The organism is Pseudomonas sp. NPDC090208, assembly GCF_044746785.1.
Classification (GTDB): domain Bacteria; phylum Pseudomonadota; class Gammaproteobacteria; order Pseudomonadales; family Pseudomonadaceae; genus Aquipseudomonas.
The window spans coordinates 60666-85834 of the sequence record NZ_JBIVCU010000020.1 but is presented as its reverse complement, the minus strand read 5'-3'; the positions used below and the strand labels follow the sequence as shown (position 1 = coordinate 85834).

The following is a 25169-nucleotide window of genomic DNA, read 5'->3' as shown; positions in this document are numbered from 1 at the left end:
CATGAAGATCGGGCTGATCTCAGACACCCACGGCCTGCTGCGCCCCCAGGCGCTGGCAGCCTTGCAAGGCTGCGATCAACTGATTCACGCCGGCGACATCGGCAAGCCGGAGATTCTCGACGCCCTGCGCGCCATCGCCCCGCTGACGGTGGTGCGCGGCAACAACGACAGCGATGACAGCTGGGCCGCGGACGTGCCGTATGAGGCAGTGCTGCGGGTCGGTGCGCTGGCGATCTACGTCAACCACATCCTCGCCGACGTGCCGGAGATACTGCCGAGTGATGTCGGCGTGGTGGTCACCGGCCATTCGCACAAGCCCTTGCAACAGACCCGCCACGGCGTGCTCTACATCAACCCCGGCAGCGCCGGCCCGCGTCGTTTCAAACTGCCGATCACCGTGGGCATGCTGCACATCGACGGGCTTGACGTGCGCGGGGAGTTGATCGAACTGGCGGTGTGACGATCTGATTGGGCGCGCTCCTACGGGATCTGTGGCTGAACGGATATGGTGTGTATCGCGTTCTGTGGGAGGGAGCCCTGCTCGCGAAAGCGTCCGTTCAGACCCAGCTGCATTGCCTGATCAATCGTATTCGCGAGCAGGGCTCCCTCCCACAGTTCATCGGTGTGCCGGGCACTGGGGCAACACCGCATATCCGTAGGGTCAACCGATGGGCGCATTCACCCTCATCACTTGGCAATCGGGTCCAGGCCGCTGGCCTTGATCGCCGGGGCGGCCGCTGATGAGCTCATGAATTCCAGAAACTGGCGCGCCTGTTCCGGGTGTTTGCTCTGGATGACCACGCCCGCCGAATACAGGGTCATTTGCTGTGCCTGATCGGGGATCAGGCCGATGATGTCGATGCCTTCCACCGGTTTCAGCTCGCTCAACTGTTGAAAGCCGATTTCCGCTTCGCCCCGGGCGACGATTTCGCCGACCGGGGTGGCCGGGATCATGCGGCTTTTGCTCTGGATGCGGTCGGCGATGTGCATCTGGTTGAACAGCACGCGCGACAGGTACACGCCGCTGGCGCTGTCGGAGTAGGCGATGCTCTTGGCGTCCAGCAGGGTCTGCTTGAAGGCTTCCATGGTGCTGATGTCCGGGTGCGGTGCACCGTGCTTCACCGCCATGGCAATGTACGACTTGCCCAGATCGACGCGGGTTTTCGGGTCGACCTGACCGTCCTTGATCAGCCGGTCCAGCGCGCTGCCGACCATCAGCACCACGTCGGCCGGTTCCTTGCGCGCCAGACGGTTGGGAATCGCCTGCGGCGTCGCGCCCATCGACGGCGCCACTTCGGCCTGCAGGCGTACGTTGGCATGTTGTTCGTAATCGGGGGTGATTGCCTGGAAGGCGCCCATGATGCCGCCGGAACTGAGCACGATCAGCGGGACGGGAGCGGAGGCCGTGGCGGCATGGGTAAAAGCCGCAGGAATGAAGGTGATGGCGGCACTCAGCAGATAAGGCAGGAATTTTTTCATGACGATAAGCCTGACAATGAAAATGGATCTGACGAAAAGAAACAGCGCGGGCAGTATGTGGCAATTGTGTGATGAGTAAATCCCTTTCTTGCCCGCGCAGACTCACAGACGCCGATCCGCCCTACAGGTTCAGTCGTGCAGGCATTAAAAGCAAAAGGCCATCTCAAGAAATTCGCGGCCGCGCCGATGTTGATGAAGAGTTCCCTCATCTGCCTGGAAGTTCGTACTGCCATGTTCAATAAACGTTTGAAGCAAGAGCTCTCGACCCTGCGTGAAGAGCTGTCGTCGCTGCAGCAGGTGAGGGACAGCCTGGACAGCGAAATGCTGGCCATGCGACTGGACCCGCAAGGGCGCATCGAGTCGGTCAACAACCTGTTCGAGAAGGACATGCTGTACCGCAACGCCGACCTGGTGGGGCGTAGCATCGACGAGATGGTGCCGGCCTACGTGCGCAATCAGGATTTCTATCACCGCATGAAATCGGCCATCAGCCGTGGCGAACACCTGTGCGGCGCCTTGCGGTTGCTGCGCGGCAACGGCCAGGAAGCCTGGCTGCGTTCGATCCTGCAACCGGTGCGCGACAGCAGCGGTGTGGTGAAGTACTTCACCGTGCATTCCAGCGACCTGACCCGCACCATCGAAAGCTCCCGCGAGCACGAAAACCTGATCGAAGCCCTGCAGCGCTCGACCGCAGTGATCGAATTCAACCTCAAGGGCGAAGTGATCACCGCCAACCAGCGCTTTCTCGGCGCCATGGGCTACACACTGGCGCAGATTCAGGGCCAGCACCACCGCATGTTCTGTGACCCACAGGACGCCAACTCCCCCGAATATGCGGCGTTCTGGGACAAGCTGCGCCGTGGCGAATTCATCGCCGAGCGCTTCCGCCGTATCGACAGCCACGGCCGTGCGGTCTGGCTTGAAGCCTCGTACAACCCGATCACCGACGCCCATGACCGGCTGTACAAAGTGGTCAAGTTCGCCACCGTGATCACCGAGCAGGTCAATCGCGAAATGGCCGTGGCCGAAGCGGCCAACATCGCCTTCAGTACCTCGCAGCAGACCGATGGCAGCGCGCAGAAAGGCGCCTCGGTGGTGCAGGAAACCGTCGAAGTCATGCACGAACTGGCTCGGCACATGGAACAGGCCGCCGAGCGCATCGCGGCGCTGGACAAGCAATCGCAACTGATCGGCTCGATCATCCAGAGCATCAGCAGCATCGCCGACCAGACCAACCTGCTGGCGCTCAACGCGGCCATCGAAGCGGCCCGCGCCGGTGAACAGGGGCGCGGCTTTGCCGTGGTCGCCGACGAAGTCCGGCAACTGGCCTCGCGCACCAGCAAGGCCACCGAAGAAATCGTCGGCGTGGTGCAGCAGAACCAGCAGCTGGCCGAACAGGCGGTCAACGTCATCATCAGCGGCAAGCAGCAGGCGCAACAGGGCCTGGAACTGGCCGGACAGGCGGGATCGGTGATCGTCGAAATTCAGGACGGCGCGCAGCGTGTGGTCAGCGCGGTGGGGCAGTTTGCCAATCAGCTGTCGAATTGAGCCTTCAAAACACTTAACGCCGCTTTATTTTTGTTAGAAATCGGCGTTTTATCCTCAAAATCGTTAGAAAGGCCGCTGCGGATCATCTTAGTCGGCGGCTTTTATCCATTCATATTGTTAAAAAGCGGCGCCGGACTCAAATCCGGCGCCGCTTTTTTATGTGTTACACGCGGAAGTGGCTGACCATCATCTGCAGCTGGTTGCCCAGGCGTGCCAGTTCGACGCTGGAAGCGGCGGTTTCTTCGCTGGCGGCGGCGGTCTGTTCGGAGACGTCGCGCACGTTGAGGATGCTGCGGCTGATTTCCTCGGCTACCGAGCTTTGCTGTTCGGCAGCGGCGGCGATCTGCTGGTTCATGGCCTGGATGTTCGACACCGTGTGGGTGATGCTTTCCAGCGAGGTGCCGGCCTTGCGGGTCAGCTCGACGCTGCTGTCGGTCAGGTTACGGCTGCCGAGCATGATGTCCGACACCTGACGGGTGCCGGCCTGCAATGCGGCCACCAGGCCTTCGATTTCTTCGGTCGATTGCTGGGTACGCTGGGCCAGGCCGCGCACTTCATCGGCGACCACCGCAAAACCACGACCGGCTTCACCGGCGCGCGCCGCTTCGATGGCGGCGTTGAGGGCCAGCAGGTTGGTCTGCTCGGCAACGGCCTTGATCACGTCCATGACTTTGCCGATCTTGTCGCTTTCCTGCTCCAGCACGCTCATGGCGTCGGTGGAACGGATCACTTCGCTGGCCAGTTTTTCGATCTGGGCAATCGCTTCGCCGACCACCTTGTCGCCGTCGCGGGCTTCCAGATCGGCTGCCGAGGCCGCCACCGACGCCTGTTCGGCGTTGCGTGCGACTTCGTGAACGGTGGCCGACATTTCGTGCATGGCGGTCGCTACCTGATCGGTTTCGACTTTCTGGCTGTTGACCCCGGCGCTGGTCTGCTCGGTCACGGCCGACAGTTCTTCGGCAGCGCTGGCGATCTGGGTCACGCTGTCACGGATGCCGCCGATCAGCTCGCGCAGGGTCGTGCCCATGCGCTGGATGCCGCTTTGCAGCACGCCGAGTTCGTCGCGGCGGGTGACGACCAGGTCGTGGGTCAGGTCGCCGGAAGCGATGCGGTCGACCACGGTCAGGGTTTCTTGCAGCGGGCGAGTGATCTGACGGGTGATGATCAGCGCCGCCAGGGTCCCGAAGATCAGCGCCAGCAGGGTGCCAACGATCTGCAGGGTGCGGGCCTGAGCGGTATCGCCCTCGGCCAGGGAGGTCTGGATATCGATCAACTGCTGGGTCAGTTTGGTAATGACTGCCTGTTCGTCAGTCATCTCGGCGCGGGCGGCGTTGATGTTGTCGTTGGCCGCCTTGAAGCCCTGTACCGAGCCGCGATAGCCGATCAGCGAGGCTTCCAGTTGCTTCAGGCGTTCGGCCTGAGTGCCGCCGAAGGTGGCATTGAGCTGCTCCAGGCCGCTGATGGCGGCGGACAGCTGGCGCGTGGCGGCCTCTTCGGTCTTGGCGGTGACGTTGCCGGTGTAGCCGCGCACTTCGTAGCGCACCAGCATCACGTCTTCCTTGGCCTTGATGATGGTCTGGTACTGGTTGAAGCGACGCTCGTCGCTCGGCTCCAGTTTCATCACGTCATCGTTGATGGCGGCGATCAGCTCGGCGGCCTTCACAGCGTCGACACCCATGTCGGCGCGCACCTTGGCGCTGGTGCGGTAGCCGTCGCGCATCTTGTTCAGCGAGGTCTGGTAGGCAGCGATCTGCTCACCCAGCGCCTTGATCGGCGGGATGTTCAGTGGGTTGCTGAAGGCGCTTTGCAGCTGTTGCTGCTGGGCCTTGAAGCCGTCGAGGGCGGTCTGCACGTTCTGCGCGACCGTTTCGTCGCCATTACTGAGCATGTATTGCAGGCGGGTGATGCGCAGGTCAGTCAGTTTGTTGGTCAGTTTGGAAATATCGGCAACCCGTTCGCTGCGATAGGTGAGGCTGCCCAGGCTGGTCCAGCCGGTCAGTGCAAGCAAGGCAGTGAATACAAGTACAACGCCAAAACCGAGGGCGAGCTTGACGTTGACGCTGATATTGGCGAACCAGCCGTTCATCACAATTCTCCAGAATGTTGAGTTTCGTGTCGTCAGCTGGAGAGTTGTTATTGGCCAGCGAAACACTCAAATGTACGAGTGCATCGGCGGAATCCGAAAAATCTGAAAGAAATGACTGAAAAACGGCGGCGGCTCGTTGTCGCAGGGGGCGGGAAAAGCGCTGTAGAGCGGGCGTCTGCGGGAAAAATCGGGGTCCAGAAACAATCAAGCCCGGCATGAGCCGGGCTGGGAAGGAACGAACAGCGGATCAGCTCAGGCGGTTTGCACCCACATGGTCGGCACCGTCAGCAGCCAGACGACCCAGAGCAGTGTGGTCGGAACCGTTTTCGGCAACGCGGTTGGCACCTACGTGGTCGGCACCATCAGCCGCCAGACGGCCCAGGGCAGTGTGGTCGGAACCGTTTTCGGCAACACGGTTGGCACCTACATGGTCAGCACCGTCAGCGGCAACGCGGTTTGCACCTACATGGTCAGCACCGTCAGCGGCAACGCGGTTGGCACCTACATGGTCAGCACCGTCAGCAGCAACACGGTTTGCACCTACATGGTCAGCACCGTCAGCAGCAACACGGTTTGCACCTACATGGTCAGCACCGTCAGCGGCAACACGGTTTGCACCTACATGGTCAGCACCGTCAGCGGCAACACGGTTTGCACCTACGTGGTCAGCACCATCAGCGGCAACGCGGTGGATGTGGGTATGGGCAGAACCGTTTTCAGCGACGTGTTTGCTGGCATCGATAGCAGGCAGTGCGAACGCGCTGGTTGCCAGTACGGAGAAGGCCAGGCCGAGGATCAGTTTGTTGGTTTTCATGGTGTGTGCTCCAGATTCGTCAGGGGTTGTGACTTGGTATGGAGCTAGTTTCACGCCGGGGTGGAATATTAAGAACTTGATAGTGTTGCTAGCGAACATTACTGATATCGATAGTACGGACTGATGCACCGAATTTGTCCGCTACGCAAATCCTGTGGGAGGGAGCCCTGCTCGCGAAGGCGTCCGTCCAGAGACTTTCGTGCTGGCTGACACACCGCTTTCGCGAGCAGGGCTCCCTCCCACAACTGGTTTCTGCCTGGCATATCAATCAAGCGTCCTGAATCAGCCGATTGAGACGATCACGCAAAACCTTGAGCGGATCTCACGCAAACCGAAAACGGCGAATCCTTAACCTGAGCCCACTGATTCATACAGAGGGCTCAACGCCATGCTTACCATCAACGCCTTGCTGCAAAAGGCTTCCCGTCTCGACAAACTCGGCATCCACCTTATCCGTCTGGGCGTTGCCATCATTTTCATCTGGATCGGCGCGCTGAAATTCGTGCCCTATGAAGCCGACAGCATCACGCCGTTCGTTGCCAACAGCCCGGTGATGTCGTTCTTCTACAACCATCCGCATGAATACAAGGAACACCTGACCCACGAAGGCCAGCTGGACCCGGTAAAACGTGAATGGCAGGTCAGCAACAACACCTACGGTTTCTCCGACGGCCTGGGCGCTGTGGAAATCCTGATCGGTCTGCTGGTGCTGTCGTACGCCTTCTCCAGGCGGTTGGGCATGGTCGGCTCGATCCTCGCGTTTCTTACGCCAGTCGTGACGCTGTCGTTCCTGATCACCACGCCCGAAGCCTGGGTGGGCAATCTGGGTGACGCCAATTTCGGCTTCCCCTACCTGTCTGGTGGTGGCCGGCTGGTGCTCAAGGACGTGCTGATGCTGGCGGGTGGCGTGGTGATGATCGCCGACTCTGCCCGACAGTTGCTGAACGCTCGCGCCGCGAATAGGCAATGAGCATTGCCGGAGCGTGCGACCTTGTTGTCGCACCCCGGCAGCCGTGGAGTTTCGACCGATCACTTTCTATGTCACCGGGCGGTGACAAACGTCAAACGCTGGCGCCAACTTTCCCGCTGTCGCTTGTATCAGGGATGAAATATTTCAACTGTCGAGGAGCGGCTGAACCCCATAACGTGTACGGGCGCCGTTTTTCGCCGACAAGGGCGTTTTCATAGACCAGTACGGAAGTTGCGTTATGAAACCTGCTCAGCGATTCAGCACTCTCGACAGTTTCCGGGGCGTTTGTGCGGTGCTGGTCGTGTTCTTCCATCTGCATGTCGTCGGCTCGTTTGTCGAACTGCCTTTCTTCCGCCGCGATGAAGTGCTGCTGAATTTCTTCTTCGTCCTCAGCGGCTTCGTCCTCGCCCATAGTTGGGGCACGACGCCGGACTTCAAGCTCAGAACCTTCGTCATCTCGCGCTTCTTCCGGATCTATCCGCTGCACCTGTTGATGCTTGCGCTGTTCCTCCTGTTCGAGACCGTGCGCTGGATTGCCTACCGCAAGGGCTTCTATCTGAACAATGTGCCGTTCACCGGGCTGTTCGCGCCCAGAGAGATCCTGCCCAACCTGTTTCTGGTGCAGGCCTGGAGCGATTTCACCGAGAGTCTGTCGTTCAACTACCCGACGTGGACCGTCAGCATCGAGTTCTACCTCTATCTGCTGTTCGGCGGGCTGTGCCTGTTGTCCCCGCGCAACCGCTTTCTGATGTTCGCCGCATTGTCATTGTTGGCCTTTTCCCTGATCTTCTCCGGCAACGGGCCACTGGTGGCAGGGGCGATGCACGGGGTGTCGTGCTTCTTTGCCGGCTGCATCACCTATCTGGTGTATCTGGCGATCCGTGGGCGTTTCATTCCGGTGCCGTGGCTGATGACGGTGCTGGAGTGTTCGATGATGTACGTCGTGTACTGGATCGTGATGAACGATTTCGACAACCGCTACGCCATCGGCAGCCTGGTCTTCTGTGTGCTGGTGCTGCTGTTCGCATTCGAGGGCGGGCTGGTGTCGGCGTTGCTCCGCAGCAGCGTGTTCATGCTGCTGGGCAAGCTGTCCTACTCGATCTACATGACCCACGCGGCGCTGCTGTTCTGCCTGTCGACGCTGTTCATCGTCGCGCAGAAATTCACCGGCCTGCCGCTGGCGCCAATGATCGGCCCGCAACGCTTTATCGACACGGGCTCGATGTTGGGCAACAACCTGCTGGTGGTCGCGGTGACTGGCGCGGCGGTGGCGCTTGCGGCCGTGGTACACCGGTTCGTCGAGGTGAAAGGTTTCGAGCTGGGCAGGCGGATTGCCGACCGGGCACCCACGGTCAGACAGGTTGTGGATAAAACCGATGCAGTGCCGGCAATGGAGTCGAGCAAGGCCGCTTGATTCGTAGCCATGCTGCTACGGGGTTATCGCTGCAACCACTGGACCATGCCCAAGCCCGCCGCGCGGCCGCTGGCGAAACAGGCGGTGAGCAGATAGCCACCGGTCGGGGCTTCCCAATCAAGCATTTCACCGGCGCAGAACACGCCGGGCATCGAAGTCAGCATCAACTGCTCGTTCATGGCTTCGAAGGTCACACCACCGGCGGTGCTGATCGCCTCGTCCAGCGGCCGGGGTCTGACCAGCGTCAGCGGCAGGCCCTTGATTGCGCCGGCCAGCAGCGTCGGATCGTCGAACACCTCACGGCCGGTCAATTCGCGCAACAACGCCGCCTTGACCCCGTCGATACCCAACTGGCTGTGCAGATGCTTGGCCATCGACCGTGAGCCGCGAGGCTTGCGCAGCGCCTTCTCGACATCGGCGATGGCCTTGCCCGGCAACAGATCGATCTCCACCGTCGCTGAAGCGTGCCGGTTGATCGCCTCGCGAATCTGTGCCGACAGCGCGTAAATCAGGCTGCCTTCGATGCCGGTTTGGGTGATGACGCATTCACCCAGACGCAGCGTCTGGCCTTGCAGGCCGATGGCGACGTTCTTCAGCGGCGCGCCGGCGAATTTTTCCCGCAGCAGTTCGCTCCAGGCCGTGACTTCGAATCCACAGTTAGCGGCTTGCAGAGGGGCTACTTGCACGCCGCGCTGCTCCAGCAGCGGCAGCCAGGCGCCGTCCGAACCCAGTCGCGCCCAACTGGCGCCGCCCAGGGCGAGGAGGGTGGCCGAGGGCGTGATCGCCTGTTCACCGTCGGGACCGGCAATGCGCAGGCTGCCGTCAGCGTTCCAGCCCAGCCAGCGATGACGGGTGTGGATAACTACGCCGCCGTCGCGCAGGCGCTTGAGCCAGGCCCGCAAGAGTGGCGCGGCTTTCATGTCGGTGGGAAACACCCGGCCCGAGCTGCCGACGAAGGTCTGGATGCCCAGGCCGTGAATCCATTCGCACAGGGCCTCGGCGCCGAAACTGCGCAGCAGCGGAGCGATCATCGGCGCGCGTTCGGCGTAACGCGACAGAAACGCCGGATAGGCCTCGGAGTGGGTGATGTTCATGCCGCCGACGCCGGCCAGCAGAAACTTGCGCCCCACTGAAGGCATGGCGTCGTACAGGTCCACCTTGAAACCGGCCTGGCTCAACACTTCGGCGGCCATCAACCCGGCCGGCCCCCCGCCGACGATGGCGACTGTTTGTGCGCGAGGGAGGTTGTGTGAAGTCATGGCAAGTAGCGGTTCAAGCGAGTGGGCCGCGCATTCTACCCGAGGTGCATGACAAACGAGCGGGCTGTGGAAAACTTTTGAGCAAAAAACGTACAGCCAGCGCCAGGCCGCAGGGAATATGGGCTTGGCGGCCTTGCACTCAGGTTATCCACAGGCCGCTCCACAGCGGATGTGAGTAACTGGAGGACTGCAATCCAGGTGGGAGCGTGACTTGCCCGTGATTGCGGTGTGCCAGACAAACCGCCTTCGCGACCCTCGTAACCTCGGATCCCTCCCACGGGAAATCGAGGGATTACCCCGAACCGGATGATTACCAAAAACTGTGTTCACGACATGCCGACATCGCGGGCAAGCGCGCTCCTACGGCCTGTATTGGTTGCACAGATTCTGTAGGAGTGAGCTTGCTCGCGATGGCGGTGTGTCAGTCAACATCGTAGCGATGGGGCAATCGCATCGCGAGCAAGCTCACTCCTACAGATTTTGCATACATACCCTGTGGGAGGGAGCCCTGCTCGCGAAAGCGCCAGCTCAGGCAACACATCATTGGCGGATGCATGACCTGTGGGAGCGAGCTTGCTCGCGAAGAGTGCGTTACAACCCCAACGCCTGCCACACCCTGTGCGCGCTGTGATGCAGGATCCCGTGGCGTCGCGCCAGGGCTTCGCGGTCTTTGCTGTAGCCGCCGCCGATCACGCCCATCACCGGGATGTCGCGGCCCAGACAGTGACGCATCACCGCCTCATCGCGGCGGGCCACGCCGTCGTCGGTCAGTTGCAGATAACCCAGGGCATCATCCTTGTGTACGTCGACCCCGGCGTCGTACAGCACGATGTCGGGTGAATACAGCGGCAGCAGGTAATTGAGCGTGTCATCGACTACTTTCAGGTAATCGGCGTCGCCCATGCCCATGGGTAGCGGAATGTCCCAGTCACTGCGAGCCTTGCGCGCCGGGAAGTTCTTTTCGCAGTGCAGCGAGACGGTGATGGCGTCGTCGGTGTGTTCGAGAATCCGTGCGGTGCCGTCGCCCTGGTGTACGTCGCAGTCGAAGATCAACACCCGGCCGACGCGGCCGCTCTGCAACAGGTAATGGCTGATGATCGCCAGGTCGTTGAAGATGCAGAAACCGGCCGGGTAATCATAGTGGGCGTGGTGCGTGCCGCCGGCCAGATGGCAGGCCAGGCCGTGTTGCAGTGCTTTTTCGGCGGTCAGCAACGAGCCGCCCACGGCACGCACGGTGCGCCGCGCCAGGTCTTCGCTCCAGGGCAGGCCCAGGCGGCGCTGGTCCTCGCGGGACAGGTCACCGTCCATGTAGCGGCGGATGTACGCCGGGTCATGGGCCAGGGCCAGAATGTCGTCCGGGCAGATTTGCGGACGAAACAATTGAGCATCCGTGGTCAGGCCGCTGTCGATAAGGTGGTCATGCAACAGACGGAACTTGTCCATCGGGAAACGATGGTCGGGCGGAAACGCCGGACTGTAATCTTCGTGGTAGATAAGCGGCAGAGACATGGGGCATACGCGTCGGGTTCGATGGGGAATCTTGCCAGTTATGACGATCAGCGCCCAGCCATTTGCCGGGCGGCGTGTCGACAGGCTGGCGGGCAATCTGGAGTGCGGGGCAGGAGAGGTTTGATGGAGCCGATACTTGAGCTCAACAGCGCGCGCTTGTTGATGCGTCAGTGGCGGGATGATGATTTGCCGGCCTTCGCGCAGATGTGTGCCGATCCACAGGTGATGCGTTACTTCCCGCAGACCATGAGCCGGCTGGAAAGCGCCAAGATGATTGGCCGGATTCGCGGGCATTTCGCCGAATACGGCTTCGGGCTGTGGGCGCTGGAGCGCAAGGACAGCGGCGAGTTCATCGGTTTCACCGGGCTGAACGTGGTGGGTTTCGACGCGCCGTTTACCCCAGCGGTGGAAATCGGCTGGCGGCTGGCGCGGGAGCACTGGGGCCTGGGCTATGCCAGCGAAGCGGCGTGGACGGTGCTCGGCTGCGGGTTCGAGCATGTCGAGCTGGAGCAGATCGTCTCGTTCACGGCGACCAGCAACCTGCCATCACAGAAAGTCATGCAGGCCATTGGCATGCAGAACGACCCGGGCGATGACTTCGCCCACCCCAATCTGCCGGACGATCACCCGCTCAAACCCCACGTGCTGTACCGGATCAACCGCCAGCAGTGGCTCGCCACCCTGTGATTCGCGCAGGAATCGGACTACAAACACCTGTATCATTTCGTCCAAACGCCCTGTGCGCCGTTGATTGGCGCCCATGGCCGGACAAGCGTGTGATGACCGTGTGCGAGGAACCCCCGAATGAGCCATGTGCTGGATGATCTGGTGTCGCTGTTGAGCCTGGAGCCGATCGAAGAAAACCTGTTCCGTGGCCGCAGCCAGGACCTGGGCTTCCGCCAGCTGTTCGGCGGTCAGGTGTTGGGCCAGTCGCTGTCGGCGGCGAGCAAGACCGTCGAGGACGAACGCCATGTGCATTCGCTGCATGGTTATTTCCTGCGCCCTGGCGATGCGCAGTTGCCGGTGGTGTATCAGGTCGACCGCGTGCGTGACGGTGGCAGCTTCAGCACCCGTCGGGTCATGGCGATCCAGAAGGGCCACCCGATCTTCACCTGCAGTCTGTCGTTCCAGTACGACGAAGAAGGGTTCGAGCACCAGAGCCAGATGCCTCAAGTCGTCGGCCCGGACAACCTGCCGTCCGAGCTTGAATTGATGCGCCAGCGCGAGCACCTGATTCCGGCGCACATGAAGGACAAGTTGCTGTGCCCGAAGCCCATTGAATTCCGTCCGGTCACCGAGTCCGATCCGTACAACCCCAAGCCGACCGATCCGGTGAAGTACGTGTGGTTCCGTGCCGACGGCACGCTGCCGGACATCCCGGCGCTGCACAAATACATGATGGCCTACGCCTCGGACTTCAATCTGCTGACCACCTCGCTGCTGCCCCACGGCAAGACGGTCTGGCAGAAGGACATGCAGATCGCCAGCCTCGATCATTCGCTGTGGTTCCACGGCAACCTGCGCGCCGATGACTGGCTGCTGTACGCGATGGACAGCCCGTGGGCCGGCAATTCCCGTGGTTTCTCCCGTGGCAGCGTGTACAACCGCGCCGGACAACTGGTGGCGTCGGTCAGCCAGGAAGGCCTGATTCGTCACCGCAAGGACTGGGCATGAGTCTGGCGCAACTGCGTCACTGGGTGTTCGACATGGACGGCACACTGACCGTGGCCGTGCATGATTTTCCGGCGATCAAACGCGCACTGGATATTCCGCCGGAGGACGACATCCTTCACCACCTGGCCGCGCTGCCTGCGGACATCGCCGCCGCCAAGCACGCCTGGCTGCTGGAGCACGAGCGCGAACTGGCGCTGGCGTCGAAAGCCGCTGCCGGAGCGGTGGAGCTGGTGCGCGAGCTGGCAGGGCGCGGTTATCGCCTCGGCATCCTGACCCGCAACGCCCGCGAACTGGCCCATGTCACCCTGGAAGCCATCGGCATCGCTGACTGCTTTGCGGTCGAAGATGTGCTCGGCCGCGACGAAGCACCGCCCAAGCCGGACCCGGGCGGTTTGCTCAAGCTGGCAAAAGCGTGGAGTGTCGAGCCGGCGCAGATGGTGATGGTCGGCGATTACCGTTTCGACCTGGCCTGCGGCCGCGCGGCGGGGACGCACACGGTACTGGTCAACCTGCCGGGCGAGAATCCCTGGCCGGAGTTGACCGACTGGCATGCGGATGATTGTGTGGCGCTGCACAGAATGCTGACCCTGTAGGAGCGCGCTTGGCAGGTGTCGGGCCGAGATGTATGTGACACCACAAACCTGTGGGAGCCGGCTTGCTGGCGAACGCGGTATGTCAGTGACGATGATGCTGACTGACACTCCGCATTCGCCAGCAAGCCGGCTCCTACGGCCTTCCGCCAGAAACGGCGGAGTCTTGCATCAGCGCCGATCAGCTGCGGGAGCAAATTCATTCGCGAGAGGACAGTCCGGCCGACATGGATCTGTCGCCTGTGACACCGCTTCGCGAATGAATTCGCTCCCACCCGGTTTCTTTCAGTTGGTCTTGAACAACGCCGCCTGCCCCTCGGGAGAGGTGAACATGCCGTCGCCGTTGTGGCCGACGTTTTTCACCTCGACCAGACGCTGGTTCAAGCCTTCCGGGTGGCGCTTGTTCAGGTAGTCGAAGTAGTTCTTGCCACGCGCCAGACGGTTCGCACCTTGCGCCTCGGCACCGCAATCCTTGTCCAGCGCCGGGTGGTTCGGGTCGGTGTCCAGTTCGCCCAGCAGATACGTGACATCACGTTTCACATACGCCGCTTCCAGATCGGCCGGCTTTTCGTTGCCCGCATAGGCCGGCAGCTTGTTCAGGCCGTATTTCCAGGTGTCGAAGGTCGGGCAGGTCGCGGCGTCCACTGGCAGCGGGCGGGTCGCATCGAAATAGGCATACGACGACGGGTTGGCGATCACGTACCGCAGCTTGATGCCTTCCTTCTTCAGCAGCGCGTCTTCCTTGCCGCCGATCATCGCGTAGCGCTGCACCACCTGCGCGCCGCCGGAATGACCGGCAATCACGATTTCCTTGAGGTTGGGGAACAGCTTGCTGTCGGAAAGACGCTTGAGGATATGGTCGATGACCACGAACGAGCTGATCGGCTTGGCGCCCAGCGACTTGTCGCCGGCCATCCAGTCATTGCGATGCCAACGCAGCACGCTTTCTGGCAGGTGATGCGCGGTAATGTCCTTCTCATCGAGGAACTGCGGCGCGATCAGCAGCGTTTTCGGCCGTTGCTTGGACTGGTTGGCGGCGCGCTCGACGCTGCGCAGGTAGGTCTGGGCATTGCGCAGACGGCCGTGGAACACGATGACCACCCGCTGAATCTGCGGGCTCGGGCGTACCCAGCTCTGGCTCAGGCCCAGGGTGGCCTGGGACGATCCGTTGATCAGCAGCCGGTCGGGGCTGATGGATTTGACCGCCTGATCCGCAGCATGAGCGGTAACGCTCATCAGGGTGCCCAACAACAGGATCGAAAGCGGTTTCATCATGTGATCAGAGGCTCTTGGCGGCGAACGTATCGCACTGGTTGATTTGTCCCTGGGCAAAACCGGCCTTGAACCAGCGCACCCGCTGGGCAGAAGTCCCGTGGGTGAACGAGTCCGGCACGACACGGCCCTGGCTTTGTTGCTGCAAGCGGTCATCGCCGATGGCATTGGCGGCGTTGAGCGCCTCTTCAATATCACCGGGTTCGAGCCAGTTCAAACGCTTTTGTGCGTTAAAGGCCCAGACCCCGGCCAGACAGTCTGCCTGCAATTCCTGACGCACCAGCAGACCGTTGTCGCCTTCCATGCGCATGCCACGCTTGCGAGCGGCGTCAACTTTAGCTGAAACACCTAGCAAGGTCTGCACATGATGGCCAACTTCATGGGCAATCACGTAAGCCTGAGCGAAATCCCCTGCGGCGTGGAAGCGCTGGGTCATCTCCTGAAAGAACGCCATGTCCAGGTACACGCGCTGATCGCCGGGGCAATAGAACGGGCCGCTGGCTGACGAGGCAAAGCCGCAGGCCGACTGCACCTGGCCACGGAACAGGATGAGTTTCGGGTCCTGATACTGGCGGCCGCCCTGCTGGAAGATCTGCCGCCAGGTGTCTTCGGTGTCACCGAGGATCGCCCGCACGAAATCCGCCTGCTCGTCGTTGGCCGGCGGCGCCTTGCGCGCCTGGGGATTGACCGTGGTGGCCTGCTGTTGCCCCATCTGCCCGGCGATCTGTCCGAGAATCTGCATCGGGTCCTGGCCGGTCAACAGGCCGAAAGCGACGATGACCACGATCCCGCCAAGCCCCAGACCCTTGCCGCCGATCCGAAAACCACCCCCGCCCCCGGTGTCGTCGCGCGCGTCGACGACGTTGTCACTGCGACGTCCTTTTTTCCAGAGCATGGTGCAATCCTCGTTTGATCGTTCAGGAAGTGTAGACGGCGAGGGCGGCGGGTCGTTCTGCCTGCCAGGTGGCGGAAGCGCAGATCCCTGTGGGAGTTGAGTGTCTACGCGAGCCTGCCGGTTTGCTTGATGCCCCACAGAACCCTTGTGGGAGGGAGCTCTGCTCGCGAATGCGGAGTTTCAATCAACACAGTGCTGTCTGAACTGACGCTTTCGCGAGCAGGGCTCCCTCCCACGGTCATTTATCGGTCTGGCATCCAGGATCAACCGCGCAAATGACCCTGCTCAGCCTTCACCGAATCAATGAACGCCTGCATCGCCGAGGACTGGATGCGGTGGCGGCGGGTGATCAGGCCGTACGGGGGCAGGCGGGCTTCGAAGTGGATCGGCAGCACGGCCAGCAGGTCGCGGCCGGCGTAGTCTTCGACCACGGAGAGCGGGGTTACGCCGAGCATGTCGGTCTGCTGTACCAGCGACAGCAGGGTCATGATCGAGGTGGTTTCGACGATGCTGTTGGGAATGTCGACCCGGGCGTTGTGGAACACCTGATTGATGATCGCGCGCATCGGGCTCGGATGCTGTTGCAGCACCCAGGTTTCGTTCTGCAGGGTGGCCCAGCTCAGGTCTTTGGCGTGTACCAGCGGATTGTGCGCACCGGCGATCACGCACAGCGCTTCTTCGCCGAGGCTGTCGAACTCCAGCTCCTCGGCGCGGGCACCGCCCGGAATCCGCCCCAGCACCACGTCGAGCTGGTCCTGCAACAGCGCCTGGACCAGCACGTCGCTGGTGTCGACCTGAATGCTCATGGACAGGCGCGGGTGGCTTTTCTTCAGGTTGGCGATGGTGCGCGTCAGCAGGCCGGAAGACAGCGCCGGAATCGCTCCCACCGCGACCCGCCCCAGATTGCCCGACTCCAGCGCCACCAGTTCTTCACGCATGCCGCTCAACTCGGCGAACACCATGCGCGCGTAATAGATCACCGTGTCGCCGAACGGCGTCGCGCGCATGCCACGGGGCAAGCGCTCGAACAGCTCGACGCCGAGCAGATCCTCGGCTTCATGCAGCATCTTGGTCGCCGCCGGCTGGGTCATGCCGATGTGGTCGGCAGCCCGGCGCAGCGAGCCGAATTCCTGCAGCGCCAGCATCAGCCGCAACTGGCGCAGACGCAGGCGGCTGTGGATAACACTGGCATCAGGGATTCGGGTCATGGAACTGGCTCGCACGAAAGGATCGGGCGAGCCTGCCAAGAACTGCAGGGCATTTCCAGCATTGCCTGCCATCACAGGGTTTTTGCCTTGATTGCATGGCGATTGCGCCAGCCGAAGGCGGCTCTGATGCCACCGCTGATCATCGGCCAGAACAGCATCAGCAAGGCCGCCGTGGTCAGGCTGCCGACCAGCGGGTTGGACCAGAAAATGCCCAGCTCGCCGTTGGAAAACAGCATCGACTGACGGAACGCGTCTTCGGCCTTGTCACCCAGCACTGCCGCCAGAATCAACGGCGCAATCGGGTAGCCGAGTTTCTTGAACAGATAACCCAGCGCACCGAAGCCGAGCATCAGCAGCACGTCGAACATCGAGTTGTGTACCGAATAGGCACCGATGGCGCAGACCATGATGATGATCGGCGCGATGATCGAGAACGGGATGCGCAGGATCGAGGCGAACAGCGGCACGGTCGCCAGCACCACCAGCAGGCTGACCACGTTGCCCAGGTACATGCTGGCGATCAGGCCCCAGACGAAGTCGTGTTGCTCGGCGAACAGCGTCGGGCCGGGGTGCAGGCCCCAGATCATCAAACCGCCGAGCATCACCGCCGCCGTGGCCGAACCGGGAATGCCCAAGGTCAGCATCGGCAGCAGGGCGCTGGTGCCGGCAGCGTGGTCGGCGGTTTCTGGCGCGATCACGCCTTCCACTTCACCCTTGCCGAAGTTGTCGCGGTTTTTCGAGAATTTGCGCGCGATGCTGTAGCTCATGAACGACGCCGCTGTCGGGCCGCCGGGCGTGACGCCCATCCAGCAACCGACGAGGGTGCTGCGCAGGATGGTGAACCAGTAGCGCGGCAGTTTCGCCCAGGTGCGCAGAATCACCATCGGCGTGATGCGCGCATGCTCGCCACGGAACACCAGGCCTTCCTCGACGGTGCAGAGAATCTCGCCGATACCGAACAGACCGATCACCGCCACCTCGAAACTGATGCCGGTCATCAACAGCGGCTGGTCGAAGGTCAGGCGCAGGTTGCCGGACACGGTGTCCATGCCGACCGCAGCCATGGCGAAGCCGATCATCATCGCCACCACGGTCTTCAGCGGCGGGTTCTTGCTCATGCCGATAAAGGTGCAGAAGGCCAGCAGGTACACCGCGAAAAACTCCGGCGAACTGAAGGTCATGGCGAATTCGGCGATGCGCGTGGACAGGAACGTCAGCAGCATCACCCCGGCCAGCGCGCCGATCAGCGCCGAACTGAAGGCGGCGGTCAGGGCTTCGGCGGCGCGGCCTTCACGGGCCATCGGGTAACCGTCGAAGGTGGTCGCCACCGACGACGGCTCGCCGGGAATGTTGAACAGAATCGAAGTGATCGACCCGCCGAACAGCGCCCCCCAGTACATGCACGACAGCAGGATGATCGCCGACACCGGCGACATGGTGAAGGTGATCGGCAGCAGCAGCGCCACGCCGTTGGGCGCGCCCAGACCGGGCAGCACGCCGACCAGAATGCCCAGCAGCACGCCGACCACCATCAGGCCGATGTGGCCAGGGGTGAGGATCAGGTTCATGCCTTGCAGCAGAGAATCGAATTCACTCATTTCAGCGATCTCCCGGCCATGGCGATCAGATCTCCGACAGGGCCGGCATCCAGCGGCACCTTGAACCACAGGGCGAAAATCAGGTAGCTGGCGAGCACCGTGCCCAGCGACACCGAGCCGATCATCAGCAGGCCGTAGGGTTTGGCGCGGACCTTGTCGCGCCACATGAACCAGGCGATGAACACCGCCGAGGCCAGGTAGATACCGGTGAACGGCATGGCGCAGACGAACAGGGCAATCGGGATGAACACCGAGAGCACCTGACGAAACTCGCCGCGACTGACGAAACTCACGCTCAGCGGTTTCCAGCGAATCAGCGTCAGCACGCCGTTGGCGGCGCTGGCGCTGGCCAGCAGCAGGCCGATGTAGAACGGGAAATAGCCCGGCTCGGGACCGGCATCACCCCAGCCGATGCCTTGCTCGACGCTGCCGAACATCACCACCGCGCCGAGCACCAGGGTGAACAGGGCCAGGCCCAGTTCCACCCAGCGGGTGCCGACCAGTGAGGTCGAATGAGAAGAATTGGACATCAAACACCTCCAGCGAATGACCGCCGCTGCCCGTGATCACGGGCGCGCGGCGGCAGGGCAGGTCAGTTGCGCAGCCAGCCGGCTTCCTTGAACACCGGGGTCACCCGGGCGGTGTCTTTTTCGATGTAGGCGGTCAGTTGCTCGCCTTCGAGGAAGGTCGGCACCAGCGCGTTCTGCTTCACATAGGCCTTGAACTCAGGCGTCTCGGACACCTTGCGCATCAGCTCGGTGTAGAACGCCCGCTGCTCGGCGCTGACATTGCCCGGCATGAACACGGTGCGCGGGAAGCGGTATTGATCGATTCCGAGGCCGGCTTCATGGCAGGTCGGTACGTCGGCCCAGGATTTGTCGCCGGCGATCTTGTCGGTATAACCCATGCGGTCCTTGCTGAACACGCACAGCGGCTGCACCTGATCACCGCGCCACTGGCTGATGCTTTCGGCGGGGTTGTTGACGTTGGCGGCGATGTGTTTGCCGGCCAGTTGCGTGGCGGCCTCGCTGCCGCTCTTGAACGGGATGTAGACCAGCTTGGTGTTGTTGGTCTGGTTCAGCAGCAGGGTCAGGGTCTGGTCGACGTCCTTGGACTGGCTGCCGCCCATGCGCAGGCTGGACGGGTCGGCCTTGACCGCCTCGTAGAAGCCCTTGGCGTCTTTCCACGGCGCGTCCTTGTAGGTCCAGAGGATGAAGTCGTCCTCGGCCACCGCCGCCACCGGGGTCAGTTCCTGCCATTCGTAGCCGAGTTTGGAAACCAGCGGTAACAAATAGATGTTGTTGGTGGCGATCACCAGCTTGTCGGCATCGCCCTTGGAGACCTTCATGTCGAGAAAGGCTTCGGCGCCGTTGCCGCCGCCCTTGTTGAGGACCACGGTGTTCACGTCCAGCAGCTTGTGCGTGCTGATGATCGACTGGATCAACCGGCCCAGCTGATCGGTGCCGCCACCAGGACCGCCGGCCACGACGATCTCGACGTTCTTGTCGGGCTGCCAGGCGGCCAGGGCCAGTGTGGGAAGGGCTGTCGCGCACATCAGGGTGCAGCCGAGCAGCAGACGGGATGCGCGTCGGAAGGAGGCGATGGGCATGGTGATCCTCTTTTTTGTATTTGTTATGAGCAGCCGTCATGTAGGACAGCCATGCCCCGAGTGTGGGAAAGATGCTATGCCGCGTCCACTCAAAACATCACATACACCGATAGCCTGGGGTTATAGCTGCAGCAATACCATCGTTGTAGGAGTGAGCTTGCTCGCGATTGCGGTTTGCCTGTGGCGGGTGGGTTCTGACACGACGCTATCGCGAGCAAGCTCACTCCTACACGTCGGTGAAAAGCAAGGAGGTGCCCCATTTCAGGGTGCAAAGTCCCCACATGCTTCATTACGTAACACCCTTTATCCCTCGGTCGATCCCGACCATTCGCAGCGAGTTCAACCTAAGTTTTTCTTTTTGTTAAGGAAATTTACCGCCAGGCAAAACTGGCCCGTAATGTGCTTTTTTGGCTACATGGATAATTGGATACATTAATTCAGTGAGCTTTATGCACAGCATTCCCGGTTACGCAGAGCGCCAACCCATGACCGCCGAAGAAGAGGCCTACAACTTTTTGCTGGCCGCCATTTGCAGTGGTCGCTACCGCAAGGGCGACCGGTTGATCGCCGAAGACATCGCCTCCGAAATCGGCACCAGCCGCATGCCCGTGCGTGAAGCCTTCCGCCGCCTGGATGCCCAGGGGCTGGTGATCTTGCGGCCCAATCGCGGGGCGGTGGTCAGCGGCTTGAACATCGAGGAGATGACCGAAGTCTTCGAGATGCGCAGCGCCCTGGAAGGCCTGGCGGTGCGAGTGGCGGCCGGCAAGGTCACCGATCGGCACATGACCATGCTCGAACGCCTGCTCGAAGACATGGAAGACTGTCGCGACGACACCGCGCAGTGGGTGCTGCGTCATCGGGCATTTCATGAATACCTGTGCAGCCTCAGCGAGCGTCCGCGGCTGGTGAAGCAGATCACCGCCCTCTACTCGCTGATCGAAGCACCCATGCGCCTGTGGCTTGAGCACGGCGACAAGCCGCTCAGTGGCCGAGAAGAACACGAACAGATCCTGATCGCCCTGCGCACCCATGACGGTGCGCTGGCCGAGCGGGTGATCCGCGATCACATCGAAGGAACGCTGCCTGCGCTGACCCAGTTCCTGCAATCCGAACAATAAGAAACGCGCCCCGGCAGGCGGGGCGTTCCAAGCGTCTCCTTGAATGCTGCCCCACCTCACATCAGCAAACGGAGTATCACCATGCGCCCCACGTGTTCGCTTGTCGCCGCAGTTTCACTGACCCTGTTCTCGACGCTCGCGTCGGCCGCACCGACGGTGCCCGATCGCCTCAAGACCGTCGACAAGCTCACCTATTGCTCGGGCATGGATTCGCCGCCGCTGGTGTCGTTCGATGCCGCGCAGAAGCCGACGGGGCTGGCCATCGATCTGGGCCTGGAGATCGCCAAACGTCTGGGAGGCAAACAGGTCGCCTGGAAAGTCATTCCGTTCTCCGGGCTGGTGCCGGCGCTGCTGGCCAGCCAGTGCGACCTGATCGTCGATCAACTGTTCGACAAGCCCGAGCGGCGCGAAGTGATCGACATCGTCAACTACATGTATTCCAGCCAGTCGGTGGTGGTGCCCAAGGGCAACCCCAAAGGCATCAAGACGCTGGATGACCTGTCCGGGCTCAAGGTCGCGGTGCTCAATGGCTCGACCATCAAGACCCTGCTCGACGCCGAGAACGACAAGCTGACCAAGGCCGGCAAGCCGCCGATGAAACTGGTGGTCTACAACACCGACACCGATGCCTTCCAGGCCCTGCGCATCAGCCAGGTCGACGTCTATGGCACCACCGTGGAAACCGCCGGTTACTACTCGGCGATGGCGCCGGAGTTGTTCCAGGAAGGCGTGCCCGCGTTCAGCCGCATCCTCACCGGCATCGGCATCCGCAAGAACGATCCGCAACTGTCCGCCGCCGTGCAGCAGGTCATCGCCGACATGCGCAGTGATGGCAGCTATAGCCAGTTGCTTGCCAAGTGGCATGTCGAAAGCGACAAGCTCGACTGAGGAGCGGTGCGATGAATTTCAAGTGGGAGGTGTTCTGGCAGTACCTGCTGCAGCCCAGTGACGTGTACCTGTACGCGCTCTGGCTGACCTGCGTGATCGCCGTGCTGTCGATGACCCTCGGTTGCGTGCTGGGGCTGATCGCGGCGCTGATGCGCCTGTCGAGCAAGCCGCTGCTGCAATATCCCGTGCGCTTCTACGTCTGGCTCATGCGCGGCACGCCGTTGCTGGTGCAGATCGTGTTTCTGTACACGGCGCTGGCGGCCGGAGGGATATTTCGTTTCGAGGACCTGGACCTGGGCTGGTTCGTGCTACCGGGCAATATCCAGGCGGCGATCATCGCCCTGGGCCTCAACGAAGGCGCCTACATGGCAGAGATCATCCGTGCCGGTATCGGTTCGGTGGACAAGGGCCAGTACGAGGCCGGGCGTTCGCTGGGCATGACCTTTGGCAAGTTGATGAAGCGCATCGTGCTGCCACAGGCCTTTCGCATCATCGTTCCGCCGCTGGGCAACGAATTCAACGTCATGCTCAAGAACACCACGCTGGTGAGCGTCATCGGCGTGCAGGAGCTGTTGTTGAGCACGCAGATGATCACCTCGGCGACCTTCCGCGTGTTCGAGCTGTATCTGGTGGTGGCGATTTATTTCCTGTTCCTGACCACCCTCTGGGGCTTTTTCCAGAGCTGGCTGGAGCGTCGTTTCGGCCAGTCGGAACGGCCCACGGTCAGTGCTTCGAAGCGGTTGTTCGGCAGCTACACCGGCAAATTTCTGAGGGGGCGTTGAGATGCACAACCCAGGCAAGGATCTGGTGATCGAAGCTCTGGATATCCACAAGTCGTTCGGCGACTTGCAGATCCTCAAGGGCATCTCCCTGCAAGTGAAGCGGGGCGAAGTGGTGGTGCTGATCGGCGCCTCCGGTTCCGGCAAGACCACCTTCATTCGCTGCATCAACCTGCTGGAAGACATCCAGGGCGGGCGCATCCGGGTCAACGGCCAGCCCATGGGCTACCGCGAGCGCAGCGACGGCACGCTGGTGCGTGACAGCGAACGCAACATCGCTCGGCAACGCCGAGACATCGGCATGGTTTTCCAGCGCTTCAACCTGTTCCCGCACATGACCGCCCTGCAAAACATCATCGAGGCGCCGATTCAGGTGCTGGGCGTGGACAAGGCCGTCGCCACCGAACAGGCCCGCGCCCTGCTCAAGCAAGTGGGGTTGGCCGACAAGGCCGATCATTACCCGTCGATGCTGTCCGGCGGTCAGCAACAGCGCGTGGCGATTGCCCGTGCGCTGGCGATGAAGCCCCAGGCGATGCTCTTCGACGAACCCACCAGCGCGCTCGATCCCGAGACGGTCGGTGAAGTCTTGCAGGTGATGAAGCAACTGGCCGAGCAGGGCATGACCATGGTCGTGGTGACTCACGAAATGGGCTTCGCCCGCGAAGTCGCCGACCGCGTGGTGGTGCTCGATCAGGGCGAACTGATCGAGGAAGGGCCGCCCGAACAGATCTTCAACACACCCGTTCATCCACGCACCCGCGCCTTTCTCAGCCGTGTCCTGCCGGAGGTTGCCCCATGCTGAAGTTCTCCGCCCATCGTTATCCCTACGCCTCGCGGCGGCAGAGTGTGTTTGCCCGCCGTGGCATGGTGGCGGCATCGCAACCGCTGGCCGCCGAAGCCGGCATCGAGATCATGCGCCGGGGCGGCAACGCCATCGACGCCGCGATTGCCACGGCGGCTGCCTTGACCGTGGTCGAGCCGACCGGCTGCGGCATCGGCGGCGATGCCTTCGCGCTGGTGTGGGTCAAAGGCCTGTTGCACGGTCTGGACGCCAGCGGCCATGCGCCGGCGGCGTTAAACATCGACGCGGTCAAGGCCGCGGGCCACAGCGAAATGCCGTTGTACGGCTGGACCCCGGTGACGGTTCCGGGCTGTCCGGCGGCCTGGGCGGCCTTGTCCAAACGCTTCGGACGCCTGCCGTTCGCTGAGCTGCTGCAACCGGCGATCAGCCTGGCTACAGAAGGCTTTCCGCTGTCGCCCATCGTTGCTCAACAATGGCAGAGCGCGTTCAACGACTTTTCCGAACATCGTCAGCCGGCGCTGCAAGCGTGGTTCGACACCTTCCTCATCGATGGCCGCGTGCCGCGCGCCGGAGAGTTGTTCCGCAACCCGGCGCAAGCGCGCACCCTGAGCGAACTGGCCGACACCGGCTGTGAAAGCTTCTACCGCGGCAACATCGCCCAGCGCATCGACCGGCAATCCCGCGCCGATGGCGGTTACCTGCGGCTGGCCGACTTGCAGCAGTATCAGGCCCGTTGGGTCGACCCGATCAGGCTCGATTATCGCGGCTATGACATCTGGGAAATCCCGCCCAGCGGTCAGGGGCTGGTGGCGCTGATGACCCTGCAGATCCTGCAAGGCTTCGACTTCGATCAACGCGACAGCCTGCAGACCTGGCATCGACAGATCGAAGCGATGAAACTGGCCTACAGCGACGGCCTGCATCACATCACCGACCCTGAACACATGCGCGTCGCGGTCAACGACCTGCTCAGCGAGTCCTACGCCGGGCAGCGTCGTGCGCTGATCGGCGACACGGCCATCGCCCCTCAGCCTGGCGACCCCAAGGCCAGCGGCACGGTGTACATCGCCACGGCGGATGCCGAAGGCAACATGGTGTCGTTCATCCAGAGCAACTACCACGGCTTCGGTTCCGGCGTAGTGGTGCCCGACAGTGGCATCGCATTGCAGAACCGCGGCCAGGAATTCAGCCTCGACCCGCAACACGCCAACGCCCTGGCTGCTGGCAAGAAAACCTTCCACACCATCATCCCCGGCTTCATCAGCAAAGCCGGCAAGCCGGTCGGCCCGTTTGGCGTCATGGGCGGCTACATGCAACCGCAGGGGCATGTGCAAATGGTGATGAACCTGATCGACTTCGACCTCAACCCGCAGGCCGCCCTGGACGCCCCGCGCTGGCAGTGGATGGGCGGCAAGAAAGTCGGCATCGAACAGAGCGCTCCACAAGACCTCGCCGCCGCGCTGAAACACAGGGGACACGACGTACAGATCGCCTGCGACCCGATCGAATACGGCCGAGGACAAATCATCGTCCGAGACCCCGACAGCGGCGTGCTCTGCGGCGGCACGGAACCGAGAGCGGATTCGCATATCGCGGTGTGGTGAGATTTGCCGGGCACTGCACAAATCCTGTGGGAGCGAATTCATTCGCGAAGCGG

Annotated in this window: 22 protein-coding genes and 3 pseudogenes; 13 read left to right on the top strand and 12 right to left on the bottom strand. The window is 62.1% G+C overall.

The window, feature by feature from the left end:
- Position 1 precedes the first annotated feature (1 nt).
- Complete coding sequence (locus ACIPL0_RS26395) at positions 2-460, top strand: metallophosphoesterase family protein (RefSeq protein ID WP_400596175.1); 459 nt, start codon at positions 2-4, stop codon at positions 458-460.
- A 227-nt stretch (positions 461-687) separates the two neighbouring features.
- Here ACIPL0_RS26395 and ACIPL0_RS26390 read toward each other — a convergent pair whose 3' ends face one another.
- Positions 688-1479: a substrate-binding domain-containing protein gene (locus ACIPL0_RS26390; protein ID WP_400596173.1), complete on the bottom strand. Its 792-nt coding sequence runs from the start codon at positions 1477-1479 to the stop codon at positions 688-690.
- 186 nt (positions 1480-1665) lie between these two features.
- Between ACIPL0_RS26390 and ACIPL0_RS26385 the strand changes: the two are divergent.
- Both ACIPL0_RS26385 and ACIPL0_RS26380 read left to right on the top strand, forming a co-directional pair.
- A pseudogene (locus ACIPL0_RS26385) lies at positions 1666-2481 on the top strand (PAS domain-containing protein); the annotation flags it as partial.
- A gap of 12 nt (positions 2482-2493) precedes the next feature.
- Positions 2494-3027: a methyl-accepting chemotaxis protein gene (locus ACIPL0_RS26380; RefSeq protein WP_400596545.1), complete on the top strand. Its 534-nt coding sequence runs from the start codon at positions 2494-2496 to the stop codon at positions 3025-3027.
- 163 nt (positions 3028-3190) lie between these two features.
- Here ACIPL0_RS26380 and ACIPL0_RS26375 read toward each other — a convergent pair whose 3' ends face one another.
- From ACIPL0_RS26375 to ACIPL0_RS26365, 3 genes and pseudogenes are all read right to left on the bottom strand, one after another.
- Positions 3191-3895, bottom strand: a complete 705-nt coding sequence (locus ACIPL0_RS26375) for a methyl-accepting chemotaxis protein (protein ID WP_400596544.1) — start codon at positions 3893-3895, stop codon at positions 3191-3193.
- A gap of 198 nt (positions 3896-4093) precedes the next feature.
- A pseudogene (locus ACIPL0_RS26370) lies at positions 4094-5113 on the bottom strand (methyl-accepting chemotaxis protein); the annotation flags it as partial.
- Between the two features lie 487 nt (positions 5114-5600).
- Positions 5601-5927: pseudogene (locus ACIPL0_RS26365) on the bottom strand (hypothetical protein); the annotation flags it as partial.
- Positions 5928-6315: 388 nt separating this feature from the next.
- On the opposite strand from ACIPL0_RS26365, the gene rclC reads away from it, so the two are divergent.
- Together rclC and ACIPL0_RS26355 are read left to right on the top strand one after the other, a co-directional pair.
- Positions 6316-6897 carry a reactive chlorine resistance membrane protein RclC gene (rclC, locus tag ACIPL0_RS26360; protein ID WP_400596171.1) on the top strand — a complete coding sequence of 194 codons (582 nt, stop codon included), beginning with the start codon at positions 6316-6318 and terminating at the stop codon, positions 6895-6897.
- A 238-nt stretch (positions 6898-7135) separates the two neighbouring features.
- Complete coding sequence (locus ACIPL0_RS26355) at positions 7136-8311, top strand: acyltransferase family protein (protein WP_400596169.1); 1176 nt, start codon at positions 7136-7138, stop codon at positions 8309-8311.
- Between the two features lie 23 nt (positions 8312-8334).
- Here the strand turns inward: ACIPL0_RS26355 and ACIPL0_RS26350 are convergent, their stop codons facing one another.
- Both ACIPL0_RS26350 and ACIPL0_RS26345 read right to left on the bottom strand, forming a co-directional pair.
- Entirely contained in the window at positions 8335-9570 is a 1236-nt protein-coding gene (locus ACIPL0_RS26350) for a TIGR03862 family flavoprotein (protein ID WP_400596167.1), read from the bottom strand.
- 591 nt (positions 9571-10161) lie between these two features.
- Positions 10162-11079, bottom strand: a complete 918-nt coding sequence (locus tag ACIPL0_RS26345; protein WP_400596165.1) for a histone deacetylase — start codon at positions 11077-11079, stop codon at positions 10162-10164.
- Positions 11080-11202: 123 nt separating this feature from the next.
- On the opposite strand from ACIPL0_RS26345, the gene ACIPL0_RS26340 reads away from it, so the two are divergent.
- The 3 genes from ACIPL0_RS26340 (at position 11203) to ACIPL0_RS26330 (ending at position 13346) form a co-directional block, all read left to right on the top strand.
- A complete protein-coding gene (locus ACIPL0_RS26340; RefSeq protein ID WP_400596163.1) occupies positions 11203-11766 on the top strand; it encodes a GNAT family N-acetyltransferase in 564 nt (187 codons plus the stop codon).
- Positions 11767-11883: 117 nt separating this feature from the next.
- Positions 11884-12753, top strand: coding sequence for an acyl-CoA thioesterase II (gene tesB, locus ACIPL0_RS26335; protein ID WP_400596161.1), 870 nt, complete (start codon positions 11884-11886; stop codon positions 12751-12753).
- On the top strand, positions 12750-13346 hold the full coding sequence (locus ACIPL0_RS26330) for an HAD family hydrolase (RefSeq protein ID WP_400596159.1): 597 nt from the start codon (positions 12750-12752) through the stop codon (positions 13344-13346). The genes tesB and ACIPL0_RS26330 overlap by 4 nt, the downstream gene beginning before the upstream one ends.
- Before the next feature lie 282 nt (positions 13347-13628).
- On the opposite strand, the gene ACIPL0_RS26325 is transcribed toward ACIPL0_RS26330, so the two are convergent.
- The 6 genes from ACIPL0_RS26325 to ACIPL0_RS26300 all read right to left on the bottom strand — a co-directional run bounded on the left by ACIPL0_RS26325 (position 13629) and on the right by ACIPL0_RS26300 (position 19925).
- Complete coding sequence (locus tag ACIPL0_RS26325) at positions 13629-14618, bottom strand: alpha/beta hydrolase (protein ID WP_400596157.1); 990 nt, start codon at positions 14616-14618, stop codon at positions 13629-13631.
- Between the two features lie 4 nt (positions 14619-14622).
- Entirely contained in the window at positions 14623-15510 is an 888-nt protein-coding gene (locus ACIPL0_RS26320) for a neutral zinc metallopeptidase (protein ID WP_400596155.1), read from the bottom strand.
- Between the two features lie 263 nt (positions 15511-15773).
- Positions 15774-16718, bottom strand: a complete 945-nt coding sequence (locus tag ACIPL0_RS26315) for a LysR family transcriptional regulator (protein WP_400596153.1) — start codon at positions 16716-16718, stop codon at positions 15774-15776.
- A gap of 71 nt (positions 16719-16789) precedes the next feature.
- Complete coding sequence (locus tag ACIPL0_RS26310) at positions 16790-18316, bottom strand: tripartite tricarboxylate transporter permease (protein WP_400596151.1); 1527 nt, start codon at positions 18314-18316, stop codon at positions 16790-16792.
- Positions 18313-18846, bottom strand: coding sequence for a tripartite tricarboxylate transporter TctB family protein (locus ACIPL0_RS26305; RefSeq protein WP_400596149.1), 534 nt, complete (start codon positions 18844-18846; stop codon positions 18313-18315). The genes ACIPL0_RS26310 and ACIPL0_RS26305 overlap by 4 nt, the downstream gene beginning before the upstream one ends.
- Positions 18847-18908: 62 nt before the next feature.
- Positions 18909-19925, bottom strand: coding sequence for a Bug family tripartite tricarboxylate transporter substrate binding protein (locus tag ACIPL0_RS26300; RefSeq protein WP_400596147.1), 1017 nt, complete (start codon positions 19923-19925; stop codon positions 18909-18911).
- Between the two features lie 449 nt (positions 19926-20374).
- Between ACIPL0_RS26300 and ACIPL0_RS26295 the strand changes: the two genes are divergently transcribed.
- The 5 genes from ACIPL0_RS26295 to ACIPL0_RS26275 all read left to right on the top strand — a co-directional run bounded on the left by ACIPL0_RS26295 (position 20375) and on the right by ACIPL0_RS26275 (position 25116).
- A complete protein-coding gene (locus tag ACIPL0_RS26295; protein WP_400596145.1) occupies positions 20375-21043 on the top strand; it encodes a GntR family transcriptional regulator in 669 nt (222 codons plus the stop codon).
- 81 nt (positions 21044-21124) lie between these two features.
- Positions 21125-21931, top strand: a complete 807-nt coding sequence (locus ACIPL0_RS26290; RefSeq protein ID WP_400596143.1) for an ABC transporter substrate-binding protein — start codon at positions 21125-21127, stop codon at positions 21929-21931.
- An 11-nt stretch (positions 21932-21942) separates the two neighbouring features.
- Positions 21943-22713 (top strand): amino acid ABC transporter permease, encoded by a 771-nt coding sequence (locus ACIPL0_RS26285; protein ID WP_400596141.1) that lies wholly within the window; start codon positions 21943-21945, stop codon positions 22711-22713.
- A 1-nt stretch (position 22714) separates the two neighbouring features.
- A complete protein-coding gene (locus ACIPL0_RS26280) occupies positions 22715-23512 on the top strand; it encodes an amino acid ABC transporter ATP-binding protein (RefSeq protein ID WP_400596139.1) in 798 nt (265 codons plus the stop codon).
- Positions 23506-25116 carry a gamma-glutamyltransferase family protein gene (locus tag ACIPL0_RS26275; RefSeq protein ID WP_400596137.1) on the top strand — a complete coding sequence of 537 codons (1611 nt, stop codon included), beginning with the start codon at positions 23506-23508 and terminating at the stop codon, positions 25114-25116. Before ACIPL0_RS26280 ends, ACIPL0_RS26275 begins: the two co-directional genes overlap by 7 nt.
- Positions 25117-25169: the final 53 nt, after the last annotated feature.